This window comes from Amycolatopsis sp. FU40 (assembly GCF_021903635.1).
GTDB lineage: Bacteria > Actinomycetota > Actinomycetes > Mycobacteriales > Pseudonocardiaceae > Amycolatopsis > Amycolatopsis dendrobii.
In genome coordinates this window covers 7598238-7613538 of sequence record NZ_CP091381.1, presented here as the reverse complement: position 1 = coordinate 7613538, position 15301 = coordinate 7598238, and the positions used below count along the sequence as shown (strand labels likewise).

The 15301-nt window shown below is 71.0% G+C and carries 12 protein-coding genes; 6 read left to right on the top strand and 6 right to left on the bottom strand.

Translation table 11 applies throughout. The features are described 5' to 3' along the window. Nucleotides 1-21: 21 nt before the first annotated feature. Both L3Q65_RS35850 and ptsP read left to right on the top strand, forming a co-directional pair. Complete coding sequence (locus L3Q65_RS35850) at nucleotides 22-753, top strand: hypothetical protein (protein ID WP_182892985.1); 732 nt, start codon at nucleotides 22-24, stop codon at nucleotides 751-753. After that, nucleotides 746-2419, top strand: coding sequence for a phosphoenolpyruvate--protein phosphotransferase (ptsP, locus tag L3Q65_RS35845; RefSeq protein ID WP_182892984.1), 1674 nt, complete (start codon nucleotides 746-748; stop codon nucleotides 2417-2419). The genes L3Q65_RS35850 and ptsP overlap by 8 nt, the downstream gene beginning before the upstream one ends. Nucleotides 2420-2477: 58 nt before the next feature. Here ptsP and L3Q65_RS35840 read toward each other — a convergent pair whose 3' ends face one another. Continuing rightward, nucleotides 2478-3140: a DUF1707 domain-containing protein gene (locus tag L3Q65_RS35840; RefSeq protein ID WP_182892983.1), complete on the bottom strand. Its 663-nt coding sequence runs from the start codon at nucleotides 3138-3140 to the stop codon at nucleotides 2478-2480. 72 nt (nucleotides 3141-3212) lie between these two features. Between L3Q65_RS35840 and L3Q65_RS35835 the strand changes: the two genes are divergently transcribed. Next, a complete protein-coding gene (locus tag L3Q65_RS35835) occupies nucleotides 3213-4262 on the top strand; it encodes a hypothetical protein (protein ID WP_237597667.1) in 1050 nt (349 codons plus the stop codon). 2 nt (nucleotides 4263-4264) lie between these two features. Here L3Q65_RS35835 and L3Q65_RS35830 read toward each other — a convergent pair whose 3' ends face one another. The 3 genes from L3Q65_RS35830 to L3Q65_RS35820 are packed head-to-tail and all read right to left on the bottom strand — an operon-like array spanning nucleotide 4265 to nucleotide 7271. Then, entirely contained in the window at nucleotides 4265-4921 is a 657-nt protein-coding gene (locus tag L3Q65_RS35830; RefSeq protein WP_182892982.1) for a response regulator transcription factor, read from the bottom strand. Continuing rightward, nucleotides 4918-6054: a MacS family sensor histidine kinase gene (macS, locus tag L3Q65_RS35825; protein ID WP_182892981.1), complete on the bottom strand. Its 1137-nt coding sequence runs from the start codon at nucleotides 6052-6054 to the stop codon at nucleotides 4918-4920. The genes L3Q65_RS35830 and macS overlap by 4 nt, the downstream gene beginning before the upstream one ends. Next, the gene (locus tag L3Q65_RS35820) at nucleotides 6051-7271 is read right to left on the bottom strand and encodes an AI-2E family transporter (RefSeq protein WP_182892980.1); all 1221 of its coding nucleotides are present in this window, start codon (nucleotides 7269-7271) and stop codon (nucleotides 6051-6053) included. Before L3Q65_RS35820 ends, macS begins: the two co-directional genes overlap by 4 nt. Before the next feature lie 299 nt (nucleotides 7272-7570). Here L3Q65_RS35820 and L3Q65_RS35815 point away from each other — a divergent pair, with 299 nt between their 5' ends. Beyond that, nucleotides 7571-8605, top strand: coding sequence for a hypothetical protein (locus tag L3Q65_RS35815; protein ID WP_237597666.1), 1035 nt, complete (start codon nucleotides 7571-7573; stop codon nucleotides 8603-8605). Nucleotides 8606-8796: 191 nt separating this feature from the next. Beyond that, nucleotides 8797-11904, top strand: a complete 3108-nt coding sequence (locus L3Q65_RS35810) for a PE-PGRS family protein (protein ID WP_237597665.1) — start codon at nucleotides 8797-8799, stop codon at nucleotides 11902-11904. Between the two features lie 81 nt (nucleotides 11905-11985). Here L3Q65_RS35810 and L3Q65_RS35805 read toward each other — a convergent pair whose 3' ends face one another. Further along, nucleotides 11986-12765, bottom strand: coding sequence for a dioxygenase (locus tag L3Q65_RS35805; protein WP_182892977.1), 780 nt, complete (start codon nucleotides 12763-12765; stop codon nucleotides 11986-11988). A gap of 103 nt (nucleotides 12766-12868) precedes the next feature. Here L3Q65_RS35805 and L3Q65_RS35800 point away from each other — a divergent pair, with 103 nt between their 5' ends. After that, nucleotides 12869-13402: a YciI family protein gene (locus L3Q65_RS35800; protein ID WP_182892976.1), complete on the top strand. Its 534-nt coding sequence runs from the start codon at nucleotides 12869-12871 to the stop codon at nucleotides 13400-13402. A gap of 238 nt (nucleotides 13403-13640) precedes the next feature. Here L3Q65_RS35800 and dnaB read toward each other — a convergent pair whose 3' ends face one another. Further along, on the bottom strand, nucleotides 13641-15044 hold the full coding sequence (gene dnaB / locus L3Q65_RS35795) for a replicative DNA helicase (RefSeq protein WP_037809085.1): 1404 nt from the start codon (nucleotides 15042-15044) through the stop codon (nucleotides 13641-13643). Nucleotides 15045-15301 lie beyond the last annotated feature (257 nt).

The window sequence follows — 15301 nt, the reverse complement described above, 5'->3', positions numbered from 1 at the left end:
CCAGGCCGTGTTGCAGGTCACGTGGGCGATTCGTTCGGTTCGGCGTGGTGGCAGGGGTACGCGACCCGGTTGCGGAGGATCGCGCGGACGCGTGATCCGCTGGCGTTGATGCCGCTCGACGAGACGTTGGCCGCGCTGGGGCGCACCGCGGAAACGTACGAGGGGCTCCGCCAGGTCCCGGTCGACGGCGTAGTGGGCTCCCTCGCGCGTGCCGAGGATTTCGACCGGTTGTTCCGGCCCCGCAACCGCGCGCTGCGCGAGCGCTGGCGGGCGATCGCCGACGCCGTCGGGGAGCTTCCGCCGGTGCGGCTCGTGCGGTTGGGCGACATGTACTTCGTGGAGGACGGGCACCACCGCATCGCGCTGGCCAGGGCGCGCGGGGCCGAGCGGGTCCTCGCCGAGGTGCGGTCCGTCTGCACGGTCGCGTTCGCGATGCGCTGCCTGACGCTGGCGGACCTGCCGTCGAAGCGGGCCGAGCGGATGTTCCTGGAGCGGATTCCGCTCGCCGACACCGACCGGACCGACCTGTGGCTGGACGACCCGGCGGACTGGTTCCGGCTCGCGGACTCGGCGGAGGCATGGGGTTTCCGGCAGACTTTGCGGGGCCGGGTGCTGCGCGACCGCGCGGAACTGGCCCGCGCGTGGTGGCACGAGGAGGTTCGTCCGGTGGTCGAACGGGTGCGAAATCGGGAAACGGGTGCGGCGCCCCGGGAGATCGCCGTCTACGTGAGCTATGGTCTAGACCATGTCTGAGAGTGCTGCCGCTCCGGCCGAGTCCGCTGCCGGTTCCTCGCTGACCGGGGTCGCGGTGAGCCCCGGACGCGCGAGCGGACCCGTCGTACGGGTCGCCGAGCCGCTCGGGGAACCCGCCAGCACGCCCGCGCCGGACGATCCGGCGGCGGAGGCGGCGAGGATCGAACCCGCCGCGCAGGCGGTCGCCGCGCGGCTGGAAGCGCAGGCCGAGGCCGCGACCGGCGAAGCCGCGACGATCCTCGTCACGACCGCCGCGATGGCCGCCGACCCGGCGCTCGCCGCTCAGGCTCAACAGCTGGTGACGGCGCGGAACCTACCCGCGGCCCGCGCCGTCTACCAGGCCGCCGAAGGGTTCGCCGACGCCTTGGCGGCCGCCGGCGGGTACATGGCCGAGCGGGTCCGCGACGTCCGGGACGTGCGCGACCGGCTCGTCGCCGAACTGCTCGGCGTCGCCCCGCCCGGAGTGCCCGAGCTGACCTCGCCGAGCGTTCTCGTCGCCCGCGACCTCGCCCCGGCCGACACCGCGGGGCTCGACCCGGCGAAGGTGCTCGCGCTGGTCACCGAGGAGGGCGGCCCCACGAGCCACACCGCGATTCTCGCGCGGGCGCTGGGGATTCCGGCGGTCGTCGCGGTGCGCGGGCTGCTGGCCTCCGACGCCAAGGCGCTGTCGGTCGACGGCGACACCGGTGTGATCGAGGCGGTCGACCCGTCCGCGCCGATCGTCACCGCCGCCGCTTCCGGGCCGGCCGAATGGAACGGCGTCGGCGAACTGTCCGACGGGCACCGGGTGAAGGTGTACGGCAACGTCGGTTCCCCGGCCGACGCGCAGGCCGCCGCGGACGCGGGCGCCGAGGGCGTCGGGCTGTTCCGCACGGAGTTCTGCTATCTCGACGCACCGGCCGAGCCGTCCGTCGAAGAGCAGCGAAAAGCTTATGCCGCAGTGCTTTCGCCGTTCCGCGGCAAGCCGGTCATCGTGCGCACGCTCGACGCGGGCGCGGACAAGCCGCTCGCCTTCCTGTCCCCGGACGACGAACCCAACCCGGCGCTCGGCGTGCGTGGCGTGCGGATCGCGTTCGACCGGCCCGAGGTGCTCGACCGGCAGCTCGAAGCCATCGCGGGCGCGGCGGAGGATTCCGGCGCGGAGGTTTCGGTGATGGCCCCCATGGTCGGCACCGTCGAGGAAGCCGCCTGGTTCGCCGAACGCGTGCGCGCCGCGGGGATCGCGCGGGCGGGCGTGATGATCGAGATCCCCGCCGCCGCGGTTTTGGCGCGGGAGATTCTCGGGGTGGTCGACTTCGTGTCCGTCGGCACGAACGATCTGGCCCAGTACACCTTCGCCGCGGACCGCCAGCTCGGCGCGGTGGCGAAGCTGAACGACCCGTGGCAGCCCGGTTTGCTGCGTCTGCTGAAGCTGATCGGCGACGCGGCGGAGGCGACCGGCAAACCGGCGGGCGTCTGTGGCGAGGCGGCTGCCGACCCGCGGCTCGCGCTGGTGCTGGCCGGGCTCGGTCTGACGAGTCTGTCGATGAACGCCCCGGCGATCCGCGCCGTCGGCGCGAGCCTGGCGACCGTGTCCCGGGAAAAAGCCCGGGAGATCGCGGCGGCGGCGCTGGCCACCGCAGATCCGGCCGCCGCGCGCAAGGCCGTCGCGGACGCCGTTTCGTAGCAGGGGGACGCCGGATCCGGGTGAGAGATGGGGTACCGGATCCGGCGCCGGACGCTGGTCAGCCGAAGATGCCCCGCCGAGGGTGGCGGATGACCAGCGAGCCTCCGTGGATGCGGCCGGTCAGCACGTAGCGCGGGGTGCCCGCGCGGCCGTTGCTGCCGGTCTTGTCGTCGAGCGAGCCGAACTTGATCTCGGTGATCGAGTTGTAGTCCACCGCCGCGTGCTGCGGGATGATCAGCTCGACCGAACCCCACTTCGAGTCGAGTTCGATCTGCACCACCGGGGTGGCGACGCGGGCCTCGGTGAAGTCGAGTTTGGTGCTGCCGTACTTGTTGCGCACCACCATCGCGGCCGGGACTTGCCACGGGCCGCTGCGCTGCAGCGACGAGTACTTGGCGTTGAGTTCGAGCCGCTGGCCCAGTCCGTAGTTCGGCCCGTAGCCGGGCGGTTCGGGCAGCGGAGTGTACTGCGGGGCCGCGCCGGGGTGCACGAGCCCGGGCAGGTCGGCGAGGACCGCGTTGAGGTCGCCCCTGGTGCGGGCCGCGAGCGCCTGGTCAGTGCGTTCGGTGAACTCGTCGAGGGTGAGCATCCCCTGTCCGATGGCTTTCTGCAGCACGCCCACGACGTGCTCGCGTTCGTCGTCGGACACCCGGATGTCGCGCGCGGTCAACGGCTTGGTCTCGGTCGCGGGCTGCGCGGCGGTCGTCTCTTCCTCGGCCATGACATCGATGGTAGAACTCGATTTCCGCTGGCAGATCGGGGAAAAACCCTGAACGGACCCGTACCTCGCGCGATGGTCGCCCTGGCCGCGGCCTGTTGCCTGCTGACCTCGTGCATGAGCGGGGCTCCCGCGCCCGCTCCGGTGAGCTCAGCGCGTCCGACTCCGACCACGCCGCCGCCGACCGGACTCGACGGGCTCGTCGCCACCGGCGGCATCGGCGTGGAGTTGCTGCTGGCCACGTCGCCGCCGACGGTGTTCGACTCCGATTCGGGTGTGCGCGGAACACTGCCCGGCGTACCCGGCGGACAGCGGGTGGTGTCCGTGCTGCGCGTCGGCCACACCCCGGTCGTGCTGACCGCGCCGAGCTGCTCGCAGGCCGTCTGCGATCCGGCGGAGGTGTATGTCTACCTGGGACTTTCGGCTCCGCGGTCGCTCGGCAAAGCGGTAAGTGCGGCTCCGGGCGAGGACGGCAGCAGCGTGTGGCTGATCCGGGAGGACGGCCCGGACCTGTGCCGGTTGGAACATGTCGCGCTCACCGGCACTTCGTTCGGCCGGGGAACCGTGGCGTCGTGCCGCACGCTCGTCCGGGTGGAGACGGCGCACGGGCTGTTGATCACCGTCGGCGGCGGCACCGCCGAAACCGTTGACGTTCTGATCGACCCGGCCACCGGACGCACCGTGCAGCAGTCTCCGCGCATTCTCGCCGCGGCCGGTGATCGGCTCGTCCTCGGCGGGTTGACCGACCTGACGATCCTTGACCTGCGCAGCGGAGCGCGGAAACCAGTGGCTCTACCGGTTCCCGCACCCAACCCGTATGTCCTGCCGAGCCGCGCCGGCGACGTCGCCGCGGTCGATTTCGGCACCCCGTCGTTCCCCGGAACCGGTACGCAGACCCGGGATCTGTGGCTGTTGAACCTGCGCGACGGCACCTGGCAGCAAGCGCCGTCGATGCCGTATTCGACGGAAAACCTGAAGCGCTCCGGCCTGGAGTGGACGCAAGCGGGCGACCTGGTCATCGACGACGGGGCGGTCGCGGCGTGGCATCCGGGCGAACCGGCCTGGCGGCTGGGGAAGGCGAAACTCGCCGCGGCGCAGCAGGCCGCCGGGGTCGCGACCTTCTGAGCTCAGTCCTCGTCGAGGCCGTGCTCGATCGCGTAGCGCGCCAGCTCGACCCGGTTGTGCAGCTGAAGCTTCCGCAACGTCGACTGCACGTGGTTTTCCACCGTCCGGTGCGACAGCACCAGCCGCTCCGCGATCTGTCGTGCGGTCAGCCCCTTGGCGACCAGCCGGAGCACGTCGGTCTCCCGGTCGGTGAGCCGCGGCGGCTCTGGCGCGCCGTCCGGAACGTCGGCCATCCGCCGGTACTCGCCGAGCACCAGGCCGGCCAGCCCGGCGGTGAACACCGGATCGCCGTCGGCCGTGCGGCGAACCGCGTCCACCAGTTCCGTCGCGGACGCCGATTTCAGCAGATAGCCCGACGCTCCCGCCTTCACCGCTTCCAGCACATCGCTGTGCTCGCCGCTGGCCGAGAGCACCAGCACGCGCGTGTCCGGCGCCGCCGTGGTGATCTCGCGGGTCGCCTCGACGCCGGACGTGCCGCCGAGGTTCAGGTCCATCAGCACCACGTCCGGCCGCACCGCGCGCGCGATCCGGATCGCCGCCGGGGCGTCCGGCGCGGTCGCGGCCACCTCGAACCCGTTCTCGCTGAGGTCGCGGGCTACTCCGTCGCGCCACATCGGGTGGTCGTCGACCACCATCACGGAGATCGTCCGTTCCGTCATCGCCCGTCCCTCATCGTGGCTGGCACCCGCACTTCCCACTCCGTTCCCCTGCCGGGAGCGCTGTCCAGCACCGCGGTCCCGCCGAGGTCCTCCACCCGGCCGCGAATCGACTTCACTACCCCGAGACGGCCCTCGGCGGCCGCTCGTTCCAGCCTGCCGCCCTCGATCCCCGGCCCGTCGTCGCGGATGCTCACCACGACCTCGCCGCCGAGGTCTTCCAGCAGCACCCAGGCATGCGCGTCCGGGCCAGCGTGTTTCTCCACGTTAGCCAGTGCTTCGCGGGTGACCGCGACGAGTTCCTCGGTGACGTGCGCGGGCAGGTCCACTGTGCCGGCCGGCGTCGAGACCTGCACCGACGTGGTCGCCAGCAGTTGCAACGCCGAACGGAGGTCCGCGGTGTCGCCGGACCGCGTCGGCTCGCTGCTCACCAACGCGCGCAACGCGATCTCCTGCTCTCCCGCGAGCCTCGCCAGCTCCGCTGCTTCGCCGCCTACTTCGAGACCGCGACGTCGTACGCGCGCGAGTACCTGAAGCACGCTGTCGTGTATCGAGCGCGCGAGCCGTTCACGTTCGGCCGTCGCTGCTTCGGCGCGAAGTGCGCGCGCGAGCTTTTCGGCGGAGCTACGCGCGAGCGTCGCCGCCATACCGACAAGGAGACCGCTCGCGCACAACAGCACCCCGTCACGGATGACGTCGATGTCGACGTTCGCGCGCGCGACACCAGTACCTACTGCCACGACTAGGCCCGCTAGTACGCCGCGGCGCGAGCCGAAGCGCGTTGCCACCGCGATCGGCGCTACCGCCGCCCAGACCGTGGTGATCAACGGCGTCGTCGCGTTGTCGAACTGCGCGTCCGACAGGATCCACGGCGACGTGAGCATGAGCGCTGTGGTGAGTACGAGGTCGAAGATCACCAGCCAGCGGTGCCGTCCGTTCTCGCGCATGTACGCGAAACTCGACACGACAGACCACACGGCCATCACTCCGATGACGAGCCAGCCCAGCCACGGCCGCTGGAAGCCCGTGTGGTGCGCGATCGCCACTGCCAGCGCGAACAACCACGTGACGACGCGCAGCACCACGACACCGCGCCACAGCGGCGTCGCCGGATCTCGGGTGGGCTGAACGGTCACTTCTCGTCTTCTGTGCTTTCTGTGCCTTCTTCGGAGCCACCGTCCGCGCCCTCTGCCGGATCGTTGTTCGGGTTGGCGGCTTGGCTGTGCAGCGCGTCGACGGTCGCCGGATCCGGATCGTGTTCGTGCAGCAGCGACCGGACCCCGGCGTTGAGCACGGCCAGCAGCGGCACCGCGAGCAGCGCGCCCGCGATCCCCGCGGCGACCAGGCCGGTGGCGATCGCCAGCACCACCGCGAGCGGGTGCAGCCGCACCGCGCGGCCGAGCAGCAGCGGCTGCAGCACATGGCTTTCCAGCTGCATCACGCCGACCACGATGGCCAGCACGACCACCGCGCCGATGACGCCCTTCGACACGAGCGCGATCAGCACCGCGACGCCGCCGGTGATCAGCGCGCCGATGATCGGGATGAACGCGCCGAGGAACACCAGCGTCGCCAGCGGGATCACCAGCGGCACGCCGACGATCCACAGCCCGATGCCGATGCCGACCGCGTCGACCACGGCCACCGCGGCGGTCGCGCGGATGTAGCTGACCAGCGACGCGAAACCGCGCCGTCCCGCCACGTCCACGCGCTTGCGCACCCGGTTCGGCACGCCGCGCACCAGGAACGACCAGATGCCGTCGCCGCCGGCGAGGAAGAAGATCGTGACGAAGAGCGTCAGCACGAAGCCGGTGAGGATCTCGCCGACGGTGCCCGCGGTGGTCAGCGCGGTGGTGGTGATCGAGGCCTGGTTGTTCTGCAGGAAGCCGATGGCCTGGTTGATGAAGTCCTGGATCTGCTCCTGGCGCAGGTGCAGCGGACCGTTGATCAGCCAGTCCTTGATCTGGTTGAGGCTCGTGGTCAGCTGCTGCTGCAGTTCCGGAAGCCCGCTGGAGAACTGGGTGATCACGAAGGTCAGCAAGCCGCCGAGCACCGCGAGCCCGGCCACGAGCACGATCGCCGTGGCCAGCCCGCGTGGGAAACGGATCTGCACGAGCCGCGACACCGCCGGGGCCAGCAGTGCCGAAAGCAGCAGCGCGATCGATACCGGCACCACGACCGAGGCGAGGTAGCCCAGCAGCCACACCACCGCGTACAACGCGGCGATCACCACGATGAACCGCCACGACAGCGCGGCGGATACGCGCAGGCCGCGCGGGATGAAGCCGGTGACGTCGACGACTGGTTCGGAAAGGGACGGTTGTTCGCGTTGTCCGCGCCCTGGCTGGCTCACGGGGTCAACCGTATCGGCCCCGTCGACCGAAACCGGGCGGATCGCCCGGGGCAGGGCGCGAATCACCGCTTCGCCGCGGTCGCGCGAACCGACTCCGGAGTAACCGGCCGTCTTCTCCGGGGATGACCCATCGTGAGACCCGGCCACACTCTGTGTTGTTCACACGATGGTGGCATCAAGCCGTGTCAAGGATGCGCGGCGGCCCACAAATTTGGTTGTCTCGGTTTTGCACCACCGCGGAACTGTGCTGTTCCCGCCAAAAACCGAAATCATTTTTTACCCTTGAGGAGAAATCACCTGTGACGAACGACGCTGTGCACGAGAGGCGAGGCGCGACGCGCTTCGGCCGTCTCGCGTCGCGTGCGTTGTTCGTCGTCGGCGGCGCGCTCGCGGCCACCGCGGCCGCGTGGACCGTCTCCTCTTCCGCCGCTTCGGCGGACCCGGTCGACGCGAGCGTCACGCCGGTCACCGACGCGACGGCCGCCGGAATCGGCGACGTCACCGACGGCGCGGCCCGGTTCGCTGGCGACGTCACCGGTGCGGTGCAAGGGCTTTCGTCGTGCGGCCAGGGAGCCACCACGTGGTCTGAACCAGGCACGTCGCGGCCCGCCTGCTCGCTCGACCAGTTCGGCGCGCACCGCGACGATCTCGCCGGCAGCCAGGAGGCCGCCGGAAAGGTCAGCGACGCGGTGAGCGACCTCGGCCAGCACGCGGTCGTCAAGCCGGTGGAGCGCACGCTCGGCTCGCTCGAGCACATCGCGCGCAAGCCGGAGGACGCCCGCCAGGTGATCGCCGACGCGACCACTCCGCCGCACGCCGCACAGGATTTCGGCCGGAAGCTGTGGGATCTGCTCGACCCGAGCGCTCCCTCGAACCTGGTCGACCTGCCGAAACTGCCCTCGGCTCCGGTTCCCGGTTCCGAGCAGCTTCCCGCGCCCGGCGTTCCGGAGCAGCCCGCCGAGGCGGAGCAAAACCTCGGTGCCGCAGCGATGACCACGTCCGACGCACTGCAGTCGGTCTTTCCGGCGATGGACGCCGCGCAGTCCGCGGATCCGGTGCAGGGAGCCGAACTGCCGCAGCGCCACCACGGCGGCGACCGCGGTCTGCCCGGCGCTCCGTTCTCCCCGGCGCAGCTTCCCGCCGCGCCGCTTTCCATCCCGAACTCCCCGGCCGGTGGCAGCACCGCGCCCGGCGGACACCTCGACGGCTTGAACTTCGGCGTTCCCTCCTGGGTCGTCGCCGCCGTCGACAACGCCGTGGCGGGTTCGACCCGCACCGGCCTCGCGCACACGCCGCGCACCCCGGGCGAGCAGCCCGGCGTCACTCCTGACTGATCCACTTCACCCGCGGGGTCTTTGACGTACCCACGGCCGCCTTCGTGTGCCGTCGCCGTCATCGACAGATACCCCGCGGGTTTTTCGCGCGCTGCGCAATTTCCGCGCACGCATTCCCCGGTGCATTCCTGACGACAAGGTCGCACCGCCACAAACCCGCAAGGGACCCCGATATGAAGGAGAAAAATCCCATGCAGACCTGGGCAAAGCGCGGACTCCAGACCGCGTTGGTCACGGGTGGGTTGCTGATGCTGGGCACCGGCATCGCCTCGGCCGACGAGAACGTCAACCCGGACACCCCGGCCTCCCCGCTGGATCTCAACGTCACCGTCCCGATCGACGAGGCCAACAACGCGATCGGCACCCCGCTCGGGCAGGTCGACCTCCCGGCGCACCACAACGAGATCAGCACCAAGCCCGTCACCTCCGCCGTCAAGGGAGCGCTCGCCTCGGCGAAGACGCCCGGCGGCTCCGCGGGCAGCCTGACCGACAGCCTCCCGAAGGCTGACGCGCCCCGGCAGATCACGCCGACCCACGACGCGTTCAAGGGCAACAAGGTCAACGGCGACGTCGTCGTCCCGATCCAGGTCGTGGACAACGCGGTCGGCGTCATCGGCGACGCCCACGTGCAGGGCGGCGACCACGACCAGACCTACAGCCACAACCAGGACGTCGCGACCGACGGCAAGTACTCCGGCATCGCGGGCAACGTCGTGGCGCTCGACTACGCGCTCCCGGTGCAGATCGCGGGCAACGGCGTCGGCCTGGCTGGCGGCAGCGGTGCGGTGCACGGCGGTTCGGCGCACCAGAGCACCAGCGAGACCGGCAACATCGACACCACCGGCGAGGGCTCCGGCCTGTCCGGCAACGTCGTCGGCGGCCAGTTCGCGACCCCGGTCCAGGTGACCGGCAACGCCGCGTCCTGGATCCTCGGCAACGCCTACAGCGGCGGGTACAACGCCGACACGACCGCCACCTCCGGCGGTTCGATGAAGTCCAACGGCAAGGGCGCCGCGGGCAGCGGCAACGTGGTCGGCGCTCCGATCGCGCTGCCGGTCAAGTTCAACGGCAACGCGGGCGGCGTGTGGGGCTCGGACGCGGACTCCACGTCCAACTCCTCGGCCGACGCCAAGGCGGGCGACACCCGTCCGGGCAGCCTGAAGGGCATCCCGACCTACATCGAGACCGACGGGGACCAGTCGTTCCTGTCCGGCAACGCCGCCGCCGCGCAGGCCAGCCCGGTCGCGAACGTCGCGTCCGTCGCCGGCTCGTGGATCGGCAACGCCACCACCGGCCAGGCGCTCGACCGCCAGGCGTCCTCCTCCACGCACGAGACCACCGCCACCTCCGGCGGCTTCGTGAAGACCACCGGCAACGACGCCGCCGGTTCGGCCAACGTGGTCGACCCGGCAGTGGCGCTCCCGGTCGAGGCGTGCGGCGTGGGCGGCACCTACATCGGCCGCGCGGTCGCCAACTGCGACAACACCACCACCGCCACCTCCGGCGACGGCAGCTACACCACCGGCAACGGCTCGACGCTGACCGGCAACATCGTCAACACCCAGGTCGCGGGCGCCCCCGAGGTGCACGGCATCGGCGGCAGCCACATCGGCAACGCCTCGGGCACCTCGACCGAGACCAAGACCGTCACCGCGGGCAACTACGACGGCACCCAGGGCAACGACTCGTCCGGCTCGGGCAACATCGTGCAGGTCCCGGTTGCCGCGCCGGCCGAGGTGTTCGGCGTGGGCGGTTCGTTCATCGGGCAGGGCTCGGCCGACGGCTCCGAGACCAAGGTCGTGAAGGCGGGCGGCGGCGGCAACACCGCTGACGACAACGGCTTCCTCAGCTCGAACCTCGGCACCGTCCCGGTGTCGACCCCGGTGCAGCTGTTCGGCATCGGCGGCTCGTTCGTCGGCCAGGGCCACGGCAAGGCCAGCAACGACACCACCTCCACCGCGGGCCAGGACGTGCACGCGACCGGCGCCGGCGGCGCGGGTGCGGGCAACCTCGTCGAGGCTCCGGTCTCGCTGCCGGTGCAGGGCCACGGCGTCGGCGGCTCGGTGGCCGGCATCGGCACCGGCATGTCGGACAACCTGACCGACTCGAAGGCGGGCGGCAACGCCACCGCCGACGGCAAGGACGGCGCGCTCGCCGGCAACATCGTCAAGGCACCGATCGCCGGTGCGGGCGGGATCTTCGGCGACGGGGTCGCCGGGGGCGCGATCGGCCACGGCACCGCCACCAACGACGTCACCTCGACGTCGGGCGGCACCGCCACCACCGACGGTGACGGCGGCGCGGTCGCGGGCGACATCGTCGGCGCGGACGCCGCTCCGGTGGCGCAGGTCTTCGGCGACGCGGTTTCCGCGGCGGGCGTGTCCTCGGGCGACGCCATGAACAACACCGTCGTGACCGACGCCGGCGAAGACGCCACCTCGGGCACCGAGGGCTCGATCTCGGGCGATATCCTCGACCTCCCGGTCCCGGCCGTCGCGCAGGTCTTCGGCGACGGGGTCGCCGCGGGCGGCGTGGCGCACGCGGTCGGCGACAACGTCACCAACGTGACCGACGGCGACGACGCCACCCACACCGACGGCACCGGCTCGGCGCTGTCCGGCTTCGACTACTACCACCCGCTGGGTGCGCTGGTGCAGGTCTTCGGCGTTCCGCTGGAGGTGCTCGGCGTGGCCACCGCCGAGGCCCCCAACGCGACCGACGTCGAAGAGCCGCCTGCCATCGACGTGCCGATCGGCGGCGAGATGGGTGCCGACGAGCTCCCCGCGCTGCCCGCCGTGCCGGGTCTGCCGGGCGGTTCCTCGGCCGCTCCGTCGCTGCCCTCGGCCCCGGCGCTGCCGGGCCTGTCGGGTCTGCCCACCGCCACCACGCTGCCCGCCCCGGCGTTGCCGGGTGCCGAGCGGGCCGACGTGCCGCAGGTCAGCGGCCTGTCCGCGCTGGGTCAGCTGAACCAGCTGAAGGGTGCTTCGGTGCTGCCGTCGGTGTCCGGGCTGCAGAACGGCATCCACCTGCCGTCGGCCCCGGCCGTTCCGGCTCTGCCGGGCGTTCCGGCCCTGCCGGGTGCGGGTGCCGAGCGCGCTGACGTTCCGGCCGTTCCCGCTCAGCTGCCGGTGAAGACCTCGCTGCCGACGCTGAACCAGCTGCCTGCCGTCACCGCGCTGCCCGCCGTCCCGGGTGCGCCGACGACCCTGCCGACCACTCCGGCGGCCGGTGACGCGACCGCCCCGCTGGGTGCGTTCCAGAAGCTGGCCGCGAAGCTGACCGGCATCTTCAAGAAGTGAACCGCTTCGCCTGAAGCGAGCCGGGGATAACCCGGACGGGCCCGGAAGCCACGTGCTTCCGGGCCCGTTTTTTGTGCTGGGTCAGGAGAATTCGAGCGAACGCTTCGCCAGGCCGTGCCAGAAACCGTCGATCACCGTGCGGCCCTCGCCTTCGGCCGAGCTGGCGCCGAGCGACACGAACAGCGGTGCGAAGTGCTCGATCCGCGGGTGCGCCATCGCGGCGGCGGGAGCCTTGTGCTGGAAGTCGAGCAACGCGTCGAGGTCGCGGGCGCGCAGCACCTCGTCGCCCCAGTGGTCGAATTCCGCGGACCATCCCGGCGGGGTTCCGTTGGTGCCGTTGACTTCCTGCATCGCGCGGAGGTTGTGGGTGAAGAATCCGCTGCCGATGATCAGCACGCCCTCGTCGCGCAGCGGCGCGAGCTTGCGGCCGAGGTCGTAGAGCGCCCGCGGGTCGAGCGAGGGCATGGAAATCTGCAGGACCGGGACGTCGGCGTCGGGGAACATCTCGACCAGCGGGACGTACGCGCCGTGGTCGAGGCCGCGATCTGGGGCGTCGTGCACCGGGGTGTGGGTCGAATGCAGCAGCTTGCGCACCTGCGCGGCGAGCTCCGGCGCACCGGGTGCGGCGTATTTGACCTCGTAGTAGCGCTCGGGGAAGCCCCAGAAGTCGTAGACGAGCGGGACCGTCGTGGTTGCCCCGAGCGTCAGCGGTGCCTCTTCCCAGTGCGCCGAAACGACCAGGATCGCACGAGGTTTCGCCAGGTCAGCGGACCATTCCGCGAGCTGGCGGGTCCACGTCGCGTCGTCGGCGAGCGGCGGCGCACCGTGGCTCAGGTACAGGACCGGGGTGCGGGTCGCCATGACTGCCTCCAAGTGTTTGAAACTTCAACTACTACGGTACGCCTTGTTCGCGGACTTGGCGAATTCGTCCTCGGCGGTGTCCTCGGTGCGGCAAACTCGGCCGGTGAAGTTCTTCTGCTATCACCGGGACCGCCCAGGCTCCGCCGCGTTGCGCGTCGAGCTGCTCGAGGCGCATTGGTCCTATATGGATGGTTTCGAGTTGATTGCCCGCGGCCCGACCCTCGACGGCGAAGTGCCGACCGGCAGCGTGCACATCGTCGACCTCCCGGACGCCGCCGCGGCCCGCGAATTCGCTTTCGCGGAACCGAATTATCAGGCCGGTGCCTACCGGGACGTCCTGATTCGCCGCTGGGACAACGCTCTCGGCCGCACCATGTGGGAATTCCCCGGTGATCCGGAGGCGGCGAACCTGTATTTGGTGCTGGGCTTGGGTTCCGGCCCCGCCGTCGACCTCGAACCGTCCGACACGGCGTCCTTGATCGCCTACGGCCCGCTGTGGTCCGACGACGGCACCGCGTGGCTCGGCACAGCAGCCTTAGCGCAAGCCGCCGATGCCGACGCCGCCCGCGGACTCCTTACTGCGGAGCACTACGCCGCGATCGAGGTGCATGACTGGGCACCCGGCGGCCGGTCCTGACCTGACCGCGAGACGCTTCCACCGGCCGCGGGTGGCCGAAGTTGCGCCGCCGCTCGGGCGTTGAGGTGCTGATCAGCGTGAGCCCGCCAAATTGACCGAGCTCCTGCGCGGCTCCCCGCGAGCACAGCGGTCACGACGATGGCGTGATCCATTGTGCGTGCGCAGCGACCAGCACTGCACCCATGCACGCGACCCCGCAGCGGACTGGTGGCCAGCAGCGCCGGTCCGAGGGCTCGGGTCAGTCGTGGGCCAGGTCGGCGAACCGGCTGTAGTGCAGCTGGTGCGCGACCACGATCGTGCTCGTCGGACCCGCACGGTGCTTCGCCAGGATCAGGTCGGCCTCCCCGGCGCGCGGGTCGTCACGTTCCCAGGCGTCCGGGCGGTTGATCAGGATGACGATGTCCGCGTCCTGCTCCAGGGAGCCGGATTCACGCAGGTCCGACAGCATCGGCTTCTTGTCGGTGCGCTGTTCCGGACCACGGTTCAGCTGGGAGATCGCGATCACCGGCACCTCGATCTCCTTCGCCAGCAGCTTGAGCTGACGGGAGAACTCCGAGACTTCTTGCTGCCGTGATTCGACGCGCTTGCCGGACGTCATCAGCTGCAGATAGTCGACGACCACGAGCTTGAGGTCGTGCCGCTGCTTGAGCCGGCGGGCCTTCGCGCGGATCTCCATCATCGTCATGTTCGGCGAGTCGTCGACGAACAGCGGGGCCTCCGACACCTCGCTCATCCGCCGGGCCAGCCGCGTCCAGTCGTCGTCGGACATCTTGCCGCCGCGCATGTCGGCGAGGCGGATTTTCGCCTCGGCCGACAGCATGCGCATCACGATCTCGGTCCGGCTCATTTCCAGCGAGAAGATGACGCTGGTCAGGCCGTGTTTGATGGACGCGGAACGGACAAAGTCCAGGCCGAGAGTCGACTTGCCGACACCGGGCCGGGCCGCGACGATGATCATCTGACCGGGGTGCAGGCCGTTGGTCAGCTCGTCGAAGTCGGCGAATCCGGTCGGGATGCCCTGGGACTGGCCGCCGCGCGAGGCGATCGCGTCGATCTCGTCCATGGTCGGCTGGAGCAGGTCCTCCAGCGCGACGTAGTCCTCGCTCGTGCGGCGCTCGGTGACGTCGTAGATCGCGGCCTGCGCACGGTCGACGACCTCGTCGATGTTCGCGCCGTCGGCCGCGGCCGCGCCGTAGCCGTACTGCACGATGCGCGTGCCCGCCTCCACGAGACGGCGCAGCACCGCCTTCTCGGACACGATCTCGGCGTAGTAGCCCGCGTTGGCCGCGGTGGGCACGGTCGCGATGAGGGTGTGCAGGTACGGCGCGCCGCCGACGCGGCCGAGTTCGCCGCGCCGCTCCAGTTCGGCCGCCACGGTGATCGGGTCGGCCGGTTCGCCTCGGCCGTAGAGGTCGAGGATGCAGTCGTACACGGCCTGGTGCGCGGGCCGGTAGAAGTCGCCGGGGCCGAGCGCCTCGATGACGTCGGCGACCGCGTCCTTCGACAGCAGCATGCCGCCGAGCACTGACTGCTCCGCCGCGATGTCCTGCGGCGGCTGGCGGTCGAACCCGCCAGGGCCGGGGTCGCTCGGACCCGGATCGGACTCCGCGTACGCCGGACCGCGGTCATCGGTCACCGCCACTGCCCGGACACCTCCCCTCGCCCAGCCGTCGAACCGGCCGTCCCCGTCGTCTCGCGTGCGCCTGTCCTGTGCCGAACCGCGTCCGCCCGCCGCCTCGCGCGGAGGCCAGTCCAGGCGAACACCTGTTCGAGTATGCCGGAGTCGGCCCGGCTTTCCCACCCGCCCGACCGGTCCGCTTCGATGATGGACCGGACGGTTCCCCGCGCCGGTGACCGCCACGCGGAGCCACCGGGAGTACTGGGCGCGAACGCACGCTA

Bases quoted from the DNA above. Each gene is read 5' to 3' on its own strand.
- ptsP (WP_182892984.1), top strand. From the start codon at position 746: ATGTCTGAGAGTGCTGCCGCTCCGGCCGAGTCCGCTGCCGGTTCCTCG.
- L3Q65_RS35840 (WP_182892983.1), bottom strand. From the start codon at position 3,140: ATGGCCGAGGAAGAGACGACCGCCGCGCAGCCCGCGACCGAGACCAAG.
- L3Q65_RS35835 (WP_237597667.1), top strand. From the start codon at position 3,213: ATGGTCGCCCTGGCCGCGGCCTGTTGCCTGCTGACCTCGTGCATGAGC.
- L3Q65_RS35830 (WP_182892982.1), bottom strand. From the start codon at position 4,921: ATGACGGAACGGACGATCTCCGTGATGGTGGTCGACGACCACCCGATG.
- L3Q65_RS35810 (WP_237597665.1), top strand. From the start codon at position 8,797: ATGCAGACCTGGGCAAAGCGCGGACTCCAGACCGCGTTGGTCACGGGT.
- L3Q65_RS35805 (WP_182892977.1), bottom strand. From the start codon at position 12,765: ATGGCGACCCGCACCCCGGTCCTGTACCTGAGCCACGGTGCGCCGCCG.